16 protein-coding genes are annotated in these 19,180 nt (G+C 53.9%); 7 read left to right on the top strand and 9 right to left on the bottom strand.

Annotated elements, in window-relative coordinates:
• Positions 1-111: 111 nt before the first annotated feature.
• The 6 genes from glpK to QEH53_RS08210 all read right to left on the bottom strand — a co-directional run bounded on the left by glpK (position 112) and on the right by QEH53_RS08210 (position 7,942).
• Positions 112-1,602 (bottom strand): glycerol kinase GlpK, encoded by a 1,491-nt coding sequence (gene glpK, locus QEH53_RS08235; protein ID WP_309022692.1) that lies wholly within the window; start codon positions 1,600-1,602, stop codon positions 112-114.
• Between the two features lie 95 nt (positions 1,603-1,697).
• A complete protein-coding gene (locus QEH53_RS08230) occupies positions 1,698-2,747 on the bottom strand; it encodes a VanZ family protein (protein WP_309022691.1) in 1,050 nt (349 codons plus the stop codon).
• Positions 2,748-2,914: 167 nt separating this feature from the next.
• Entirely contained in the window at positions 2,915-3,751 is an 837-nt protein-coding gene (locus QEH53_RS08225) for a hypothetical protein (RefSeq protein ID WP_309022690.1), read from the bottom strand.
• Positions 3,752-3,992: 241 nt separating this feature from the next.
• Positions 3,993-4,691 (bottom strand): L-ribulose-5-phosphate 4-epimerase AraD, encoded by a 699-nt coding sequence (gene araD, locus QEH53_RS08220; RefSeq protein WP_309022689.1) that lies wholly within the window; start codon positions 4,689-4,691, stop codon positions 3,993-3,995.
• A 6-nt stretch (positions 4,692-4,697) separates the two neighbouring features.
• Positions 4,698-6,203, bottom strand: a complete 1,506-nt coding sequence (gene araA, locus QEH53_RS08215; protein WP_309022688.1) for an L-arabinose isomerase — start codon at positions 6,201-6,203, stop codon at positions 4,698-4,700.
• Between the two features lie 50 nt (positions 6,204-6,253).
• Entirely contained in the window at positions 6,254-7,942 is a 1,689-nt protein-coding gene (locus tag QEH53_RS08210; RefSeq protein ID WP_309022687.1) for a ribulokinase, read from the bottom strand.
• Between the two features lie 98 nt (positions 7,943-8,040).
• Here QEH53_RS08210 and QEH53_RS08205 point away from each other — a divergent pair, with 98 nt between their 5' ends.
• Positions 8,041-9,084, top strand: a complete 1,044-nt coding sequence (locus QEH53_RS08205) for a LacI family DNA-binding transcriptional regulator (RefSeq protein ID WP_309022685.1) — start codon at positions 8,041-8,043, stop codon at positions 9,082-9,084.
• Between the two features lie 75 nt (positions 9,085-9,159).
• On the opposite strand, the gene QEH53_RS08200 is transcribed toward QEH53_RS08205, so the two are convergent.
• The gene (locus tag QEH53_RS08200; RefSeq protein WP_309022684.1) at positions 9,160-11,115 is read right to left on the bottom strand and encodes a phospho-sugar mutase; all 1,956 of its coding nucleotides are present in this window, start codon (positions 11,113-11,115) and stop codon (positions 9,160-9,162) included.
• 164 nt (positions 11,116-11,279) lie between these two features.
• On the opposite strand from QEH53_RS08200, the gene QEH53_RS08195 reads away from it, so the two are divergent.
• Entirely contained in the window at positions 11,280-12,974 is a 1,695-nt protein-coding gene (locus QEH53_RS08195; protein WP_309022683.1) for a putative manganese-dependent inorganic diphosphatase, read from the top strand.
• Here the strand turns inward: QEH53_RS08195 and QEH53_RS08190 are convergent.
• Complete coding sequence (locus QEH53_RS08190; RefSeq protein ID WP_309022681.1) at positions 12,971-13,489, bottom strand: chemotaxis protein CheX; 519 nt, start codon at positions 13,487-13,489, stop codon at positions 12,971-12,973. The genes QEH53_RS08195 and QEH53_RS08190 overlap by 4 nt on opposite strands.
• Before the next feature lie 201 nt (positions 13,490-13,690).
• Here QEH53_RS08190 and QEH53_RS08185 point away from each other — a divergent pair, with 201 nt between their 5' ends.
• The 4 genes from QEH53_RS08185 to QEH53_RS08170 are packed head-to-tail and all read left to right on the top strand — an operon-like array spanning position 13,691 to position 16,756.
• Positions 13,691-14,440, top strand: coding sequence for a putative 4-mercaptohistidine N1-methyltransferase (locus QEH53_RS08185; protein ID WP_309022680.1), 750 nt, complete (start codon positions 13,691-13,693; stop codon positions 14,438-14,440).
• A 13-nt stretch (positions 14,441-14,453) separates the two neighbouring features.
• On the top strand, positions 14,454-15,236 hold the full coding sequence (locus QEH53_RS08180) for a transporter substrate-binding domain-containing protein (protein ID WP_309022679.1): 783 nt from the start codon (positions 14,454-14,456) through the stop codon (positions 15,234-15,236).
• 3 nt (positions 15,237-15,239) lie between these two features.
• Positions 15,240-16,028 carry an amino acid ABC transporter permease gene (locus QEH53_RS08175; protein WP_309022678.1) on the top strand — a complete coding sequence of 263 codons (789 nt, stop codon included), beginning with the start codon at positions 15,240-15,242 and terminating at the stop codon, positions 16,026-16,028.
• Positions 16,025-16,756, top strand: a complete 732-nt coding sequence (locus QEH53_RS08170) for an amino acid ABC transporter ATP-binding protein (RefSeq protein WP_309022677.1) — start codon at positions 16,025-16,027, stop codon at positions 16,754-16,756. Before QEH53_RS08175 ends, QEH53_RS08170 begins: the two co-directional genes overlap by 4 nt.
• Here QEH53_RS08170 and QEH53_RS08165 read toward each other — a convergent pair.
• Entirely contained in the window at positions 16,753-18,033 is a 1,281-nt protein-coding gene (locus tag QEH53_RS08165; RefSeq protein ID WP_309022676.1) for a hypothetical protein, read from the bottom strand. The genes QEH53_RS08170 and QEH53_RS08165 overlap by 4 nt on opposite strands.
• Positions 18,034-18,189: 156 nt before the next feature.
• Between QEH53_RS08165 and QEH53_RS08160 the strand changes: the two genes are divergently transcribed.
• Positions 18,190-19,104 carry an AAA family ATPase gene (locus tag QEH53_RS08160; protein WP_309022675.1) on the top strand — a complete coding sequence of 305 codons (915 nt, stop codon included), beginning with the start codon at positions 18,190-18,192 and terminating at the stop codon, positions 19,102-19,104.
• Positions 19,105-19,180 lie beyond the last annotated feature (76 nt).

Genomic DNA, 19,180 nt, shown 5'->3' with positions numbered 1-19,180 from the left:
ATCGCAAGCGAACGGCTTCGACACCCCGCGGAGCGCTCCCAGACTTCCCTCTGCCGCTTCTCAGGACACGTTTTTACCGCCCGCGAAACGTCCGATTTGCACCTGCAAGACTCATCTCTCCCAGGCCAAACAACGCTCCACCGCTTGACTCCATTTGACCATCCTATGGCTACGTTCATCTTCGCTCATCACAGGCACGTAAAGGCGATCCGGCTCCACGAGTTCGACCAAGGCGTCCCTCGATTTCCAGTATCCTACACCCAGCCCCGCTAGGAATCCTGCTCCTAAAGCCGTGGTTTCCAGGATCTTAGGACAGCTCACGGTCGCACCTGTCACGTCCGACTGGATTTGCATGAGCAAACTATTAGCTGATGCTCCGCCATCCGCTTTGAGCTCCTTGAGCTCGCGGCCAGCGTCGCTGGCCATAGCCCGCACCACGTCGCAGACCTGGTTCGCGATTCCATCCAGAACGGCCCGGGCGATATGCGCGGCTGAGCTTCCCCGCGTCAGTCCCATGATCGCGCCGCGAGCGTGCGGATCCCAGTAAGGAGCGCCCAATCCCGTGAAAGCGGGCACTACCACCACGCCGTCCGCGTCATCCACGCTTGCTGCTAGCTTTTCGATATCGCTGGCGGCCTCGATCACTCCCAGCTGGTCTCGCAACCATTGCACCGCAGAACCACCAACAAATACGCTCCCTTCCAATGCGTACTCTGTCTTTCCCTCGATCCTCCACGCTAAGGTGCTCAGCAGCCGGTTGCGCGATACGGCCGGGCCTCGCCCGACGTTCATCAAAACGAAACAGCCCGTTCCATAGGTGCTCTTCACCATTCCTGGCTCGAAGCAGAGCTGCCCAAACAATGCCGCTTGCTGGTCTCCCGCGATTCCCGAAATCGGCACCTCTAAACCACCGCTTCGCTGCAGTGAAGTTTTGGCCAAATCTCCGCTAGAATCCACAATTTGCGGAAGCATGGATTCATCTACACCAAATAGTTCGCATAGTTGTCTGTCCCATTCGCAAATCCGAAGATCCATCAGCTGGGTCCGCGAAGCGTTTGTGACATCCGTCACATAGCAATTTCCCTCGCTCAATTTCCATACCAACCATGTATCGATCGTGCCAAAACGAAGGCGTCCCTTTTCCGCCAAGGCTTTGGCTTCCTCCCGATTCTCCAGGATCCACTTCATCTTACCAGCAGAGAAGTATGGATCCAATAAAAGTCCTGTCTTCTCCTGTATCCAGGATTCCTTACCCGCGTCTCTTAACTCTGCGCAAAAGTCGGCCGTGCGCCGGTCTTGCCATACAATCGCATTTCCAATCGCTTTCCCCGATTCTGCGTCCCAAGCAACAACCGTTTCACGCTGGTTGGTGATGCCGATCGCCCGAACGGAATCCCATCCACAACTCGCTGCGGACAGAGCTTTCTCGATGGAGCTCCACTGCGAAGACCAGATCGCCTCCGGGTCATGCTCGACCCAACCGGGCTTCGGAAAGATCTGCTGAAACTCCTCCTGACCCGACGCTACAACTTGTCCACGCTCATCGAGCAAAAGCGCTCGCGAACTTGTGGTACCCTGGTCCAACGAAAGTATGAATTTCACAAGGGGAAACTTAGCCCGAGTTCAGCGCGGAGAAAAGATAGAAATCTCAAGCCCTTACCACCGCATTTCTGTGTAACAATAAACGCAGTGACCGCTCACAAGAAGAGTATCCACCTTTTTGGCACCAAAACGGCGACGCAGCCACTGAGCGTGTTGAGCAGCACGTCGAGCTGGCTCGAATCGCGATGCACCTGGTAACTTTGCATCCACTCGATCGTAAAGCTGAGACAAAACGAGGCGATCCCGACCCAAACCAACACAGCGATCACAGACTTCACTCGGCGCCGTGCCGCAGCCGCGAAACAGATTCCTACCGGTATGAAACCGAGCGAGTTTACAACCACATCGTTTCGATAGCCCGGCTTGTCCATGTTGGCAGCATTAACTGGGTTGAGTCTCTTCCGCTTAGCTGGCTCGAAGGATTCAGGAATGTAAAGGCCTGCCGGCGTCGCTCTCGAGCTAAGGTCGAAAGCATAGACAGGCGTAGCGCTAGCGAAGTCACTCGAATTAGTCCTGTGGAAGGCATCGAAGATTTCGACCGTGCGGATTTCTCCCGTGAAAGGGTGTGTGCCATCGGCGCTGTTTCCGATCGCGAGTCGACCCACGAACCTGTTGTCCTCTCCCAGCAGGCTGAAATCGTTGCGCCTCTCCACGACCTGGCCATCGACGTAGACATGCGTCCTTTGCCCTTCCGAACTCACGATGAGCTCCACGAAATCCCCACTCGAGAAAAGCCCTCGATACCCGATTTCCGAATAACCACGTTCGACCTTCGATGTATTCCGTCGGCTCCGCATCGCCAGATGCTCCTGCCACTGGGAAATGAGCAAAGCCGGCAAGCCGTCACCTTCTTCGAAGAACTCTAAGAACGCGCCTAGACCGCTCCCATTCGAGCGGCCCTTTAGGATCACGCGTACTGTAATCCCCGACCAAGCTCGAGTATCAATCTCTGATTCGCAGTACACGATTCCTCTAGCGGAAGTATCCCCCTCTTTGTAACCGCTGTTGAACGCCCAGGCCGCAGTGTTCGCATCGAAGCCCACATCATTGTCCGGCGAGAAAGTAAACGGCCACCAACCAAACGACAAGGTAATCAAAACGAGGAGCAGCATTACGCTACGCCGGAAAGTCGGCTGCAGCTGCATCGCTAAGCAATCGCTCCTCTTCTAGCTGTAATATGGCGTCTCTCTCTCATGAAACGCCGAACAAAAACAGCTCATACTCCTTCGTGCAAGCCTACGACTGCCCCTAACAGATGACGTTCGAGATCACGCCGAATACCGCTTAACCTTTAATGAACTCCCCGATAATTTCAGAAAACGTCCTCCATGAGGCTACGCAGGCAAGGCTTTCCGCTATAGTCGTACTCGTGGTCGGTGCTGTCCTTGTTGACAGGATCATAGACCCAATACCGCCGCATCGGCAGTAAGTCTTTGGCTCGAAGTGCCGTCTCCATGCTGGAACTCGACCAATCGAGACGAGTAACCTGGTCCATATCGACTAAATACTTGCGGGAAGGAATTCCGTGCCGCGTATCCAAAACCAAATACGCAATCTCCCAATTTTCCGCGTCCAAGATTAAATCGCCTACGAGACCTAGCGTCTCTTCCTTACCGACTACATGGTAGCCTATCACTGCCTTGGCGGAATGTAGGTGCTCGCCAGCTAACTCTCCCATGCGATCGAGATGACTGCGGATCTCCTTGTCCGAGTGCTCGTAGGCCGTCACCGGTGGCATGTATCCCGAGATACCGAAACTGCCAAACAGGGGACGCTCATCGTAGATCGCATGCCGGAAGAAACGCCGGAACTCCATTTCATACTTTTCTTCGGCTGACAAATGGGAACCGAACCCCTCGCATTTACTGACCTCGTCGACCGTCAAGTCCGTCGGAATCTCCCGCCGATCGATTCCCAGCTGCGGCAGACCTAGATGCTTCCGCTCAATCAAGCGTCGCGTCACCTGATCATCCTCGGATTCGTCCTTGCTCAGGTACCGAAGGTTCAAGTGCAGTCCTCGGCGCGTCTCCACATCCAGGTAGCGAACTCTCCAGTGTAGGTCGCCAAACAATACATCCTTAACTTTTCCCGCTTTGCCATCTTTCGCCGAAACCGGGTACCCCATCAGATCCTTAATACTCCGTAACATCGCAATCACTCTCCTCCTTTAACGTTAGATGAAGACCGAAACCCCACGGCCCTCGCTTATGCTTAACGGTACAATTGACAGCCGAAACAGCAACTTGCCTGGATGCCTATTCAATCAACTGATAATGCTATAAGATTTTCTAAAGCTCAGCGCCGCTGCCTACCCCAGCTCGCACAAAAGAGCCCCGCTGGGACTTTCGGCAGGTCCAAGCGAGGCTTTGCTGACTATCTCTAATGCGAAATTACTTTTGCCCGTAATACGCGCCGGGGCCGTGCTTTCGATCGTAGTGTTTCTTGAGCAGGTGCGCTGGCGCTCCCGCTGCCGATGGATTAAGCGCCAAGGTTTTGGCTGCCATATCCGCGACGATCTCGAGAGCGAACGCTGTCTCGACCGCCTTTGCCCCATTCTTTCCCCAGACAAACGGTCCGTGGTTGCGCACGAGCGCCGCTGTGATTTCGAGCGGATTTACCTCAGAGAAAAGCTCCACGATCACATTGCCCGTTTCCCACTCATAAGCGCCCTCAACCTCTTCCACCGTCATAGCTCGCGTTACTGGAACTGCTCCACGAAAGTAGTCACAATGCGTTGTACCCAAACACGGGATACTGCGCTCCGCTTGAGCAAAACCAACCGCGTTGCGAGAGTGAGTGTGCACGACTGAGGTGATGCCCTTGTCGCCTAGTTCGATGAAGAGTCGACGGTGCGTTGGCTCGTCGGAAGAAGGACGCAAGTCGCCTTCGACGGTCTTGCCCTCGAGATCGACGATAACCATTTGTTCCGGAGTCAAGGCATCATAGGGAACGCCGCTTGGCTTGATCGCAAAAACCCCCACCGTGGGATCCAACACACTCACGTTTCCGAAGGTGATGTCGATAAGCCCGAGCGACTGCAGCTCCTTGTTCGCTGCGACGCACTCTTCTCTAATGTCTTCGTAATTCATTTTCAATTACAGTCCACGAATTCCGTAGGCAGCATTGTTCCAACGGATCTCATTTTTGAACTCGCGAAGTCTGGTATCCTGATCGATGAGCAAGTACTCGATACCTGCCATGCCAGCAAACATTTCCATATCCTTGGCATTGACCGTATAGCTGAAGCCAGTGTGGTGAGCACCTCCTGCGTAGATCCATGCGGCAGCTCCATCTTCGAGGTTTGGCAACACTTCCCAAAGTACGCGAGCAACCGGTAGGCTCGGTAGGTCCTGCTCTGGAGGCATGGCATTAACCTTGTTGACGAGTAGGCGGAAGCGGTTGCCCATATCTACGACCGACGCGTTGATAGCAGGGCCTGGCTTGCCATTGAATACGAGGCGAACTGGATCTTCCTTGCCCCCGATCCCGAGCGGGTGAATTTCGCAAGACGGCTTCGCGGCTGCGATAGATGGACAGATCTCCAACATGTGAGCGCCGAGGCAGCGATTGCCCGCTGGATTAAAGTGATAGGTGTAGTCTTCCATGAAAGACGTACCTTCGTCTACTCCGCTCGCCATGATCTTCATGGTGCGCACGAGGGCGGACGTCTTCCAGTCCCCTTCGCCACCGAAGCCGTATCCGTCAGCCATCAAGCGCTGAACAGGGAGACCCGGCAACTGCGCCATGCCATGCAGGTCCTCGAAGGTGTCCGTGAATGCGCCAAAACCACCGGCTTCAAGGAAGGAGCGAAGCCCTAACTCGATCTTGGCTGAATCCCGAAGCGATGACCTCATAGAACCTCCTTCGACCAGTTTGGAAGCGAGCTCGTACTCGTCGGCGTATTGCGAACACAGGTTGTCGATCTCCGCGTCGCTGATACCATTGATCACTTCCACGAGATCTCCAATGCCATGCGTGTTGACTGCGTATCCAAAAACGGATTCGGCTTCCACCTTGTCACCGTCCGTGACCGCTACTTGACGCATGTTGTCTCCGAAGCGTACCACCTTGAGCTCTTGGCTAGCGGCCCATGCCCCCGCCACCCGCGTCCAGCGAGCGAACTTGCCTCGAACCGATGGATTTTCCCAATGCCCCACGATCACCGTACGCTCCTTCTCGAGACGAGCGCAGATGTGGCCGAACTCGCGGCCACCATGGGCAGATTGGTGCAAGTTCATGTAATCCATGTCGATGCTAGACCAGGGCAGGTCACGACCGTACTGCGTGTGCAAGTGGCAAATCGGCTTAGTAAGCGCTTTCAAGCCGCGTATCCACATTTTGGATGGAGAGAAGGTGTGCATCCAAAGCGTTACGCCAACACACTGAGTAGCCGCACTTGCTTCGCGACAAACCGCAAGGATTTCGTCCGGTGTCGTAACCAGAGCTTTGAAGATGACCTTAACGGGTACGTTCGAGTCAGAGTCGAGAGAATCGGCCACGACTTGAGAGTCGGCCGCAACTTGCTTAAGGGTCTCTGGACCGTAGAGATGTTGGCTACCTACAACCAACCAGACTTCCTTTGTATCAAATGCAGATTTCATGTATTTTTTCGGGGATATTTTAAATTTAAAACAGAGGGAACAGGGATCGCCTACTTGCCTTCCTTAATGTTGAGAAGCTCTTTCATCACAGGAGCGAGATCGACCGCTTCGACGCCACCAAAGTTGTCATGGACTTTCTTATACAGAGCGAAGAGCCGGTTGTATTGTGCGTGGCGCTCAGGGTCTGGCTGGTAGCGGTCTGGTTTGAGACCTGTCATCGCCTTTTGGGCTGACTCGAAGTCTGCATGACCGCCCTTAGCTTTTCCGGCAACGACTGACGCAGCGATAGCAGCTCCGAGCGCGCAGCTTTGGGAGGAAGCGGAGACCAGCATTTCGCGACCGGTGATGTCCGCATAGATCTGCATGAGCATGGAATTCTTTTCGGCAATGCCACCAGCGCAAACAATGCGATTGACGGCGATGCCGTAGTCGCTGATGCGTTCCAAAATCATACGCGCTCCGAAGGCTGTCGCTTCGATGAGGGCACGGTAGATTTCAGCGCGGCTGGTGTGAAGCGTCTGTCCAAGTACGAGACCAGTTAAGCGCTGGTCAACCAGCACGGTGCGATTTCCATTGTTCCAATCGAGAGCGAGCAACCCGCTTTGGCCGGGAGCAAGCTTAGCCGCTTCCTCAGTTAGTTCGATATGCGTCGAGTCGTTGCCTTTGCAAACGCCTTCGACCCACCACTTGAAAAGGTCGCCGACCGCAGACTGCCCTGCTTCTACGCCGAAGTAGCCAGGAAGAATCGAACCTCTAACGATGCCGCAGATCCCGGGAACGTCCGGGACGTCGCCAGTCGCCTTCACCACAGCGCAGTCGCAGGTGGAAGTTCCGATGACTTTGACAAGCGTTCCTTCTTCGACGCCGCAACCGATAGCTCCGTAGTGAACATCGAACTCGCCCATCGCGAGGGGAATGCCCGCCGGCAAACCAAGACGCTTCGCCCAATCTTCCGAAAGCGTGCCAGCAATTTCGGATGCGTCATAAGCTTTTGAATACAGCCGATCGCGAAGGTCCGCGATCTTGGGATCAAGCATGGAGAGAAATTCCTTGTCGGGAAGTCCGCCCCACTCTTCTGCGTAAAAAGCTTTGTGACCTGCCGCGCAAACGCCGCGCTTGATTTCCCTTGGATCCTTGACGCCAGCGAGCTGAGACGGAATCCAGTCCGCGATCTCAACCCAAGAATACGCAGCGTCGAAGACATCCGGAGCCACCTTCAAGCAATGCCAAATCTTGGACCACCACCACTCGGAGGAGTAAGTGTTGCCGCACTTGGCCACGTATTGAGGGCGTTCCTTGGAGGCGATCTCTGTTATCTTCGTCGCCTCTTCGTAGCTGGTGTGGTCCTTCCAGAGCCAGCACTGAGCAGCGAGATTGTCCTTCCACTTAGGATAGGCCGAGAGGGCTTGGTTCTTCTCGTCGACAGGTAGTGGGCTCGAGCCCGTGGTGTCGACGCCGATGCCTATCACATTGGCCGGGTCGAAATTTGGGTAGCTGTCCTTCGCGATAGCGATCGCATCAGTCGTCGCTTTAGCAAGGGAGTCGAGGTAGTCGGAGGGGCTCTGACGAGCGAGGTGGTGGTCGCTTGGGGAAAGCAAGATACCTTGGTCACCTGAGGGGTAGTTGACGACAGCTGAGGAAACTTCGCCTTCGCCATCTGTTCTCACGATCAGACAACGCACAGAGTTGGTACCAAAATCGAGGCCAATAGAAAACTTCATAAGCAAAGTTGTACTCATTCGTTTTAAGTTGCAAAAGATGACGACTCCTTAACCGTTAAACAAAAGTCAGGTCGACCCAATCGGCCCTTTGAATCTACGTCAAGTCCTTGCCAGAAATGCCCTCTAAAGTCTCTATGAGCACGATCGCCGCGGAAATTGGCGTCTCCAAAGCGACTGTATCGCTCGCTCTCCGCAACAGCCCCGAGGTTTCCACAGCCATGAAGGAGAAAATTCGCAAGACCGCGGATCGACTCGGTTATCAGCTAAATCCGGCTCTCGGCCAACTGCTTTCGCAAATACGCAATCGAGACAGCTACCGAGCTACCATCGCCCTGATCAACGCCCACTCGGATAACAACTCTCTAAAAAAGCACCCCACCATTCCCGAATACGTGGAGGGCATCAACCAACGAGCAGATTCCCTCGGCTACCGTCTCGACTATTTTTGGCTTAACGATCCCGATCTGAAAGCCAGACGTCTCAAGTCCATCATGTTGGCTCGGGGAATCAAAGGAGCACTCGTGGTAGGGTTGATGAACGACTGCAATTTCCCGGAGAAGCTACTGCCGATAGCCGAGGCGTTACCTCTCGTGATCACAGGCGTACGCACGCGCAACCCTACCCTTCCCTACGTCTGCGTGGACCATCACGGGCTCGCCCTGCAAGCTGTCGAAAACGCCTTGAGGCTCGGCTACCAGCGGCCCGGTCTCGTGCTTGACCAAAAGATCGACCGCCTCGTCGAAGGCCGCTTTTCCGCGGGCTATCTCTACGGGCAAATGAGGCTTCCCGGGGATTCGCGACTGCCTCCGCTTTACCAGACTGCAAACGAGGACGCAGACTTCGACAAATTCAAGGTTTGGGTGGAAACGCATAAGCCGGATGTCATTTTCACACTCTACAACGACGTTTCTCATTGGCTGCATCGGCTCGACTTGCACGCCCCAAGAGATATCGGACTCATCCAACTAGAGTGGCGCAAGAGCGCCCCCGACTGGTCTGGCATGCGGCAGCACAACGACCACACCGGAGAAGCCGCAGTCGACACACTCGTCGGCATGGTCCACCGAGGCGAAACAGGCCTGCAAGCCGAACCGCGTGCCCTCCTGATCGCCCCGTCCTGGCAAAGCGGCAAAACCACAGCCATGCAAGCGACTTCGTAGCTCATAGAGCCGCGCAAAAAAAGAGCCGCCTCTCGATTGGAGAAGCGGCCCGAAAAAATCTATTACAGCTCGCGACTAGCTCTCGGCGCGCTCGCCGGCATCGTCGAGGATAGCCTGCTTCAGTTCTTCCAGAGTTTCCTTCGTCTTGCCTTTGGTTGCTTCCAATTCGTCCGCGCTGGCGACATCGCCTTTGGCAAAAATATAGAATTTGATCTTCGGCTCGGTGCCGCTGCCACGTACCGCGTAACGGTATCCATTTTCCAACTCCACGAAGTAGAGGTCTTGCTTAGGCACTTCCTTGCCGTCTGGGTCCAGCACAGTTTCGATGCCAAAGTCAGTAAACTTGGATACCTTGCTACCGAGAAATTCAGTCGGTGGAGTCGAACGGTAAGTCTCGAGGATGCGGGCAATCTTCGCCGCCCCGGCAGCTCCCTCGTAGACAAGCTGGCCAAGTCCTTCGAGAAAGTAGCCATTCTTCAAATAAATAGCATCCAAGTATTCAAGCATCGATGTGCCCTGAGCCTTCAGGCTGGCGCCGATCTCGCAGAAGAGCGCGCACGCCGCATTGGCGTCCTTATCGCGCACCGTATCGTTGGGAAGGTAGCCGTAGCTCTCCTCACCGCCAAAAACGTAGAAGGTGCTGTGCTGCTGCAGGAGCTCCGCGCGCTCCTTGAGAGATAGAGAATCGTAATCGGATACGCCGCTTTTCTCGCATGCTTCGCCCTGGTAGATGCGAAGCTTTTCTCCGATCCACTTGAATCCAGTTAGTGTATTCACTACCTTAATACCGTGACTGGTAGCGATAGCGTCCTGCAGCGGCGAGGTGACGAAGGTTTTGACGAGGGCGCAATTGTCTCCACCCTCCTGAGGGATCCAACCCATCTCCTTGAGCTTGGAGATGCGATACTCAGCCATGATGGATCCAATTTGGTTTCCAGTGAGAAGAACCATCTTCCCATCCGGACCCTTCACTGCCACGCCCATGCGGTCAGCATCAGGATCGGTCGCCATGAGCAGGTCGCAGTCGTTGGCTTCGGCTAGCTTGGTTGCTAGGGCAAGAGCTTCGGAGTTTTCCGGATTTGGAGACTTGACTGTCGGGAAATTCGAATCGAAAGCTCGTTGTTCTTCGACCACCAGCGGATCGAGGCCGAGCTTCTGGAGAGCTGGCAAAGTCGCAACCGCACCGGTACCATGAATCGGAGTGAATACAGCCCTGAGATCCGTCTTTTTGAATACGTCTTGATCGATGACGCAGTTCGCAACGCACTGGTTGTAGGCTTCGTCGAGATCTGCTCCGAGGACGGTAACATTTGATAGGTCGACCTCGATGAACTCCTGTAGGCCTTCGAGCGGAATCGCATTCACTTGATCGATCACACCCGTGTCATTTGGAGGTACCATTTGACCGCCATCCGAGAAGTAGGCTTTGAAGCCGTTGTCGTGAGGCGGATTGTGGCTGGCGGTGATCACTACGCCACAGGTCGCACCGAGGTGTCGGACCGAGAAACTGAGTTGAGGAGTGGAACGAGGCCCTTCGAAAATGAAAGCGTCGCCACCCTTCTTCGCCCAAACCGATGCGGCCAGCTCGCAAAAGAAGCGCGAGAAGTGGCGAACATCGTGAGCGATGACAAATTTTGGGGCAGCTTCGATACCCTCGCGATCATGGTGTGCCTTGGCGTAAGCGAAAAGACCGAGGGTCGCCCGCACCACAGTGTATTCATTGAGCATGTTAGAGCCGACTCCAGGATTCGCGGGCGAACCGCTGGCATCCATATCGCCTTTCTCGAGCTCGGTCGCGGTCAATCCGATGGTGCGCCCACGCATGCCGCCAGTACCAAATGCAATCTCGCGATAGAAACGGTTGTTGAGCTCGTCAGCGTTTCCAGCGTCGAGCAATTCAGCAATGCTCGACAGCGATGTTTCTGACAGGAACCCGCCCTCGAGCCAGGTTTCCATGTTTTTTGCGGCAGATGGCAACAATCCACCGCTTTCCTTCAGAGTTGCTACTTTCGCGATAAGATCCTGATTCATCGGCGCCCAATAGATTAGCTTGCCTGCTCGGCTTCAACCACTTTCGAAACCCGAAACCAACGAAAGCGCAAAATTCTACTTTATCGCGCTTTCAGTCGGTTAAATTAACATTTGGGCATTGAACGAGCTACGTATCGGAGCATCTTATCGCAAGCCCTCTCATCATGCCTAGTCCAACTAAACAGGAAATAACCTACGTTATCGGCCACAAGAACCCGGACGCAGACGCTATCTGCTCCGCCATCGCCTATGCGAATTTCAAAGTGCTGACGGGGCAAAAAGGCTACATACCCGCACGGTGCGGCAACACAAACGCTCGCATCGACACCATCCTTGCGAAGTTCAGCCAACCAACGCCTCTACTCATTGCCGATGTGTCGCCGCGAGTCAGAGACATGATGGTGAGCGACGTCGTCAAGGTACATGAAGACGCCACCATGTCGGAAGCACTCCAGCTGGTCGACGACCACGATGTACGTGTGCTTCCGGTGGTTGACAGCCAAAACATCCTAAAGGGATACCTTTCGATCTTCCAGATGGGAGACTACTTCATACCGAAGTTTAGCGAACCGCGTTCAATGCGCCACGTGTACACGAGCATCAATGACGTGGCCCGAGCGCTCCAGGCTGACGTCAAAAACCTGCGCGACGAAGACGAGCTCGAGGATATGTACGTCAAAATTGGCGCCATGGATATCCGGTCTTTCGGCAAATTCAACGGCTCAGACGCGATCCGAGCAGACCAAACAATCATTATCGTCGGCGACCGCTGGGACATCCAACAACGCTCGATCCAAATCGGCGTTCGGCTTCTCGTCATAACCGGCGGACTCGGCGTGGACTCCGAAGTGCTGGAGCAAGCAAAGGCAAAGGGCGTCTCACTCATCATTAGCCCGTACGACTCAGCGACCACCGCATGGGCGATCCGTACCGCTTCCAAGATCAAGAACATGATCGAGACGAAGTATACGACATTTTCCGCGACAGATCGCCTGTCAGGCGTCAGCCGGCGCATTGCCAGCTCGAACGCTCAAGCCTTTTTCGTGACCGAGGACAACGGCCGCCTCTCGGGAATATTCACCAAAACAGACGTCCTAAAACCCAGCTCTACCAACCTCGTGCTCGTAGACCACAACGAGATGACGCAAGCAGTTCCCGGAGCGAGCGAGGTGAACATCACAGAGGTCATCGACCACCACCGCCTCGGGTCGATGACCACTCAGCAGCCTATCCTGTTCATCAACGAACCCGTGGGCTCTACCTGCACCATCGTGGCAGACCTGTTCCGCCGAAACCAGATCGAGCCCACTTCCGAAATGGCCGGCATCATGATGAGCGGTATCATCACCGACACGCTCAACCTCAAAGGGCCGACCGCTACCGAGAAAGACGCGGACATCGTAGAATGGTTGGAAAAAATCGCTGACCTAAGGGCCGAGGACTTGGCGTTGGAGGTCTTCTCCAGCGGTTCCGTTATCCTCTCCATGAAACCGGAAGAAGTGATCGTGGCGGACCAAAAGTTTTACGAAGAAAACGGCGTACGTTTTTCCGTATCGCAAATCGAGGAGCTCGGATTCCAAAACTTCTGGAAAAAGTCCGAGGAGTTGTCGGAAGCCTTGCGAAAGTTCAGCGACGAGGAATCCGTCTCGTTCGCCTGCATGCTGGTGACCGATATCAATCGTCACAACTCACTCCTGCTGGTTTCCGGCGACAACGAGTTCATCGACCGAATTTCCTACCCCGCCGTCGAAAAGGGGCTGATCTACGACCTCCAAGGAGTCGTCAGCCGCAAAAAGCAACTCATCCCCTTCATCTCCAGCACGCTCAAAGGCGTGCCGATGTCCAACCCGACCGCCTAGGACTTTTCCGCTAAGACGAGGTCAGCTACGATTTCTTCGCCCCTCGAGACGAAGTTGTGGCGGAGGTGCTTCACGACTCCCAAAGTCGATATGTAGAGCTCGTCTCCACTGAGAACGGTGGGTATGGTCAGCACGGAATTGTATCCTAAGTCGGCCAGCGTATTCTTGAATCCGCCCGCAAAGACGTTGGTCATCTCGCCGCAAACGTCGGATACGATCTCGAAATCGACATCCTCGTCATCCAATCCGGTTATGGACTGAGCTGCGGACTCCGCGAAGTTCGACTTCATATAGAGATAGATTACCCCGTTGACGCTCCCCACGAATCCGACCGACCCGACGAAAATCATATTCTTCTCTGCTCCGCCCAAATCAGGGAACGGCGCCTTCTGCCCAGAGTAATCGGCAGCGCTTTTGAAGTGGACGTCGCTGCCAAGCATCGTTTCGAAAACACTCGATAGAGCATTGTGAGTGAGCTTGTTTAGCTCTTTGTCTGAGATGTCAGGGAGACTCATGGGTTTAAAAAGATACAAATCGTCCTAAAGATCAACGAGTTGAGCAAGGAAGGGAGAAGATCAACTCACAATACCTCGATTCCAACTTTTGCCAAATTATTTCAAGTTTCCTTCCGCAATCCCGGCACAGCTACCTTCGTTGAGCCCCCCAAAGACCCCCGAAGCAAACACCGTCTATTTCACCAACCCTTGCCAGTACAAATGCCCAACGCAGACAGTTTCTACGAAACCGACAAAGCGATTTCAGAGTATCTACTCTTCCACTACGGTGCCCCTGACAAATTCAACGGCCCCGCCGAAGCGCTCGACTTTTCTAAACGCTGCGCGGAACTCTCCGCCCGCCACCCGCTTAAGCACGGTCGAGCACTCGATCTGGGTTGTGCAGTGGGACGAAGTTCGTGCGAGCTATCCGCATACTTCGAGGAAACTATCGGCATCGATTTCTCCTACGGACTGATAGAAGCAGGAGAGCGAATACGAGACGGAGCTAGTCTCGAAGCGGAAATTGCCATCGAAGGAGAGCTTACCGAGCGCATTGTCCTCGAACGTCCTGCTTGCACTCGTCCGAACTGCCTGCGCTTCCAGCAGGGAGATGCCATGAACTTGCCAGACTCTCTTGGGCTGTTCGATTTCGTCCTCATGGCAAACCTCATCGACCGTCTGCCCGACCCTAGAAAGTGTCTCGAGAACATCGGAAAGATCCTTAACGCCGGAGGCATCCTTGCCATTACCTCACCCTACACATGGCTCGAGGAATACACGCCAAAAAGCAAATGGCTGGGAGGATTCGAGAAAGACGGTGCGCCCGTCCGCAGCTACCAAACAATCCGAGAAGTCCTCGCCACAGAGTTCGACGAAATCGAGTCTTTGGACATGCCCTTTCTCATCCGAGAGCATGCACGAAAAAACCAATACAGTGTGGCACACGCTACGCTCTGGCGGAAACGCTAGAAAATCGAATCACATGAAACCGCTTCACTTCCTCATCGCTTCTATCTCGCTCCTGCTAGCCTCCTGCAGCAAAGGCCCAGTCGACAACACCCTCGTCGTCGGTATGGAACTCTCCTACCCGCCTTTCGAGATGTCGGACGAAAACAACCAACCATCTGGGGTGAGCGTCGATCTCGCTCTCGCTCTCGGCGAAAGCCTAGGACGTCCGGTTCGGATCGAAAACATCGCCTTCGCTGGACTCATTTCGTCCCTGAAAACGGGAAAGATCGACCTTATCATTTCATCCATGACCGCCACGGAGGAGAGAGCCGGGTCCATCGACTTTTCCGACCCTTACCTAGAAACAGGGCTTTGCCTCCTTGTATCCAATAATTCTGACATCCAAAGCATCGAAGACGCAGACAAGAATGGAAACTCGATTGCCGTCAAGCAAGGGACTACCGGACATCTCTACGCTATCGATAACGTCAGAAACGCTCAGGTTCTCGCTCTAGATAAGGAAACAGCAGCAGTGGTAGAAGTCACCCAAGGCAAGGCCGACGCCTTCATCTACGACCAAATGTCTACCTACCGGAACTGGAAACGCCACCCAGAAACAACCCGCCCCATACTTGCTCCCTTTAAGAAAGAAAGCTGGGCGATTGGCGTTCGCAAAGGAAACGCCGACTTGAAAGATCAAGTAAACAGCTTCCTCTCCTCATTCAAGTCTAGCGGCGGATTTGACCGGATAGCCGAGCGCTACCTCGCCGAAGAAAAGAAAGCTTTCCAAGAAATGGGCTATCCCTTTTTCTTTTAGAGCGTGAGGGCACTCTTGTTCCTAGATACGGAAAACGAATCCACGGGCATCAGTTCGCTGGCCAAAGCCGTTAGCTTCGCGCTCGCCTTTTCGTTTCTATGCCTGCTTGCGATGGCGGCATTCGCCTCGTTGGAGTACGACTGGAACTGGTCGGCGGTCTACAGATACAAGACCAAGTTCATCGACGGTTGGTTAGTAACCATACAAGTCTCAAGCGTGTCCCTAGTCGTCGCCTGCCTCATCGGCGGACTCTCCGCTCTAGCGGCTCGCTCGCCGTTTCTGCCGCTTCGCTACCTTTCAAAAATCTATATTGAAGGAACTCGTGGAACGCCGCTCCTGGTTCAAATACTCCTCATCTTCTACGTCTTCGCCGACGCCGCTCACCTCGACAACCGCTACGTGGTCGGGGTGCTTGTCCTGTCCCTCTTCAGCGGCGCATATGTCTCCGAGATATTCCGAGCGGGTATCGAATCAGTAGGAAGCTCACAACTGCTGTCAGCCAAGGCTATCGGTTTCACTCCGTATCAAACGTTTCGCTACATCGTCTTTCCTCAAGCGCTGCGAAGAAGCTTGCCCGCCCTTGCTGGGCAATTCGCCAACCTAATAAAGGACTCGTCGCTACTTTCAATCATAGCAATCGGGGAATTCACCCTCAACGCTCAAGAGGTAAATACTTCCACTCTGAGCACATTCGAGAGCTTCTTTCCACTAGCCGTCGGTTACTTGATCCTAACTCTCCCTATCTTCTACCTCTCGCGCCACCTCGAGAAAAGGCTCGCATTCGATTTATGAAGCTTAGCCTGGAAAGCATCACTAAAACCTACGGGGCACACCGTGCCCTCAAAGGACTCGACCTTAAACTCGAATCCTCTCGCTGTCTTACCTTGATCGGTCCCTCAGGAGGGGGAAAGTCGACCACCTTGCGTCTCATCGCTGGACTGGAAAAAGCGAGTGGCGGATCCATCCAGGTAAACAACAAGCCCGTTCCCCAAACGGAAGAAGAGCTACGACGCTACCGCAAATCCATCGGAGTCGTATTCCAATCCTACAACCTCTTTCCTCATTTCGACGCCCTTACCAACATAGCCCTTCCTCTCGAAAAGGTGCACGGAGTCTCCCGAGAGGAGTCGCGCGACCGAGCTCAATCACTCCTGAGCCAATTCAAGCTAGCCACCCATGGCCGCAAAAAACCATCTGAACTGTCAGGCGGGCAAAACCAGCGCGTCGCCATCGCTCGCTCCCTCGCCCACAACCCAGACCTCATTCTATTCGATGAACCCACCTCCGCCCTCGACCCAGAAATGAGCGCACAGATACTAGATGTCATTGAAGAGCTGATACAATCGGGCAAAGATTGCGTCATCGTTACCCATCAAATGGGATTCGCAAAACGAGCCAGCGACTACGCTGCGTTCATCTCTCGCGGTAAAGTGGAGGAGTCCGGCAAGTCCCTCGAACTCTTCGACAATCCTCAGTGTCCTGAGCTAGCCCAGTTCCTCGAGCGTGAGCTCAAATACTAGAGCCCTTTAAAGTAACTATCCAGTAGGGAAATCTTCTTCTTTTTCTTCTTGGGAGGCTCCGATTGCTCGCCGAGCTTGGCAGCCGAACTTGCTGCCTTCTTGGGCTCGTCAGAGGGTCTCTGCTCGCTCTGAGCCGGGGTCTTTTCCTCGACAGGATCGGCCGCCTTTGGCTGAGTCGTCTTCGAGAGCACACGCGAAGGTTGCGTTTTCGGAAGGCTCTGAATGTCGACGACTGGTCCGATCCGATTCACTAATTCCTCCGCAGCAAGGATCACTTCCGCATCGGTGATAAGCCCCGGAGCTTCTGCCAATAATTCGTCGCTCTGACCAATCAGGTCTTTCTCCGCAACCGGAGCTGCGTCCTCCTCAGCGACTGGCTCTTCTGAAAGCGGTTCCCCATCCAAATCTGAAGTTCCAGACCCGATTCTAACTTCGGTTTCCTCGGCGGAGAGCGACTCTGGGGATTCCTCCGGCAGTGACGCCTCCTCTTTCAAAGGTATCTCTTCAAGCGAACTAGCTTCAAGCAACGACGGATCTTCCTCCGGTTCGACCGAGGTGATTTCTTTTTCGATCAAAGGTTCTTCATTCATTGGCTCCTCAATCTCTTCAGGCACAGGTTTAGCCTCTTCGAAAACGGGTTCTTCCAAATTCGTAAAGTCTGACACCACTGAAGCGATCTCAGCTTCTGTATCTGCTTCGTCAGGCTGTGCGTCCTCAACAGTTCCTTCACTGCCTACATGATCAGACTCCTCGATCTCAGTCGAAAAATCTTCAGATTCAGCGGCTTCCTTGAGAGGTGCGGAAACCTGTTCAGCGTCCACTTCTTCGAGTTCATCGAAATAGGACGAAGTGGTACCCTCCACTTCGTCGTCAGCACCGGAAACTTGCAAATCACTTTCTGGCAGGGGTTCCGAAAACGGTTCTACCGGAGCAGGGTCTTCCAAATTATCAAAGTAATTATTGCCCGGTTCTACTGGACTATCGAACTCCCTTTTTTCTACTTCGATATCGGTTGGCGCATCCACCTTGTCGATCACAGGTTCCGCAGCCTCGCTCCGTATTTCGATTTCAGATACGTAAGCGGGAGTCAGTTCCTCCATCTCGAAGGCGGGCCTTGACTCTATCTCGATGTCTTCGATATCCAACCCACCAGTGGAAACCATAGGAATACTGACCTCGAGCCCCTGTTCGACAGCCTTTTCATTCAATGTTTCGCAGCGACTTCTCCGCTCTACCATTTCCTGAAAAATTGATCCTTGTTTATCTGCTTCTGACATATGAAATCGGACTCAGCTTAGAGCATCCCAACTCCCTGTAAACAATCGATCGACCTTGTGGGGTTTAAAGAATTGTTAAAGCGCTAGCAACTGGCATTTTATTTTGCGGGCAGACCAACTCTCCGATGCAATCTGTCGAATTGTTAGATAAAAGAAATGGCACAGAAGATCAGCTTCCTGAACATTAAAGGTGGTGTGGGCAAAACCTCGCTACTCGTCAACATGGGGGCATGTCTCGCTTATATGGGACGCCGTGTGCTCATCGTGGACTTCGATGCGCAAAGCAACGCTTCGATTTGGCTAATGCGTTTGGACAGGTGGAATGTTTTGAACAAGACACCCGAGAAATTCCTGCTCAACATCTTCAACGATCCAAGCTCGAAACTCTCAAGTTGTATCCAAAAAAGCCCTATCCGCGACACCGATGGAGATCAAGTGCTTCCTCGCCTAGACCTCGCCCCTGCATCATTTACCTTGATGGACCTTGAGCATGAAGTCCATCAGATCCCCGGCAAAACCTTCTACGAACGTTTTTATGAGGCTCTATTGGAGGTCGAGGACAATTACGACTTCATCCTGTTCGACTGTCCGCCGAACTTCTTCTACACTACTCAATGTGCCCTTTTCTCCTCGGATCATGTGCTGGTGCCTTCAAATCCGGATGCTCTCAGCATCATCGGCTTTCACCTCCTCGTGGACAAGCTGGCGAAGTTCCGCTCGGATACGGCAGAGCGACGCGATGCGGCTGGAGCTCCCAAACCGGAGATTATCGGGATCGCATTAAACGCAGTGAAACCGGGCACGAAAATCCACGTACCTCTCGAACGTTTCAACGCTCAGATCGACCGTTTTAAGACGCAGAGCAAAGTCTCGGCGAAGACGCACATTTACCCAGACCTGGTTCGACACTCAGTAACCGTAGGCCGTGCCGTGATGCTTGGAATTCCAACCGTATTGATGTCGAAGCAAGATGCATCGATCAACTTAGCCGAAGATTATATCAAACTAACCAAGCACCTGCTCGAGCAACTCGGCGACCCGGAACCAAAAACCGAAGACGACGAGAGCTAGGTCTAGGCTAGAGGTAGACTTCCGACGAGAGATCGATCGGGTCTCTTCTTTATAGCCCTGAGTTCATAGAGCACCA

Source organism: Pelagicoccus sp. SDUM812002 (assembly GCF_031127835.1).
Lineage (GTDB): Bacteria > Verrucomicrobiota > Verrucomicrobiia > Opitutales > Opitutaceae > Pelagicoccus.
This window is presented reverse-complemented; position numbering and strand designations above follow the sequence as displayed.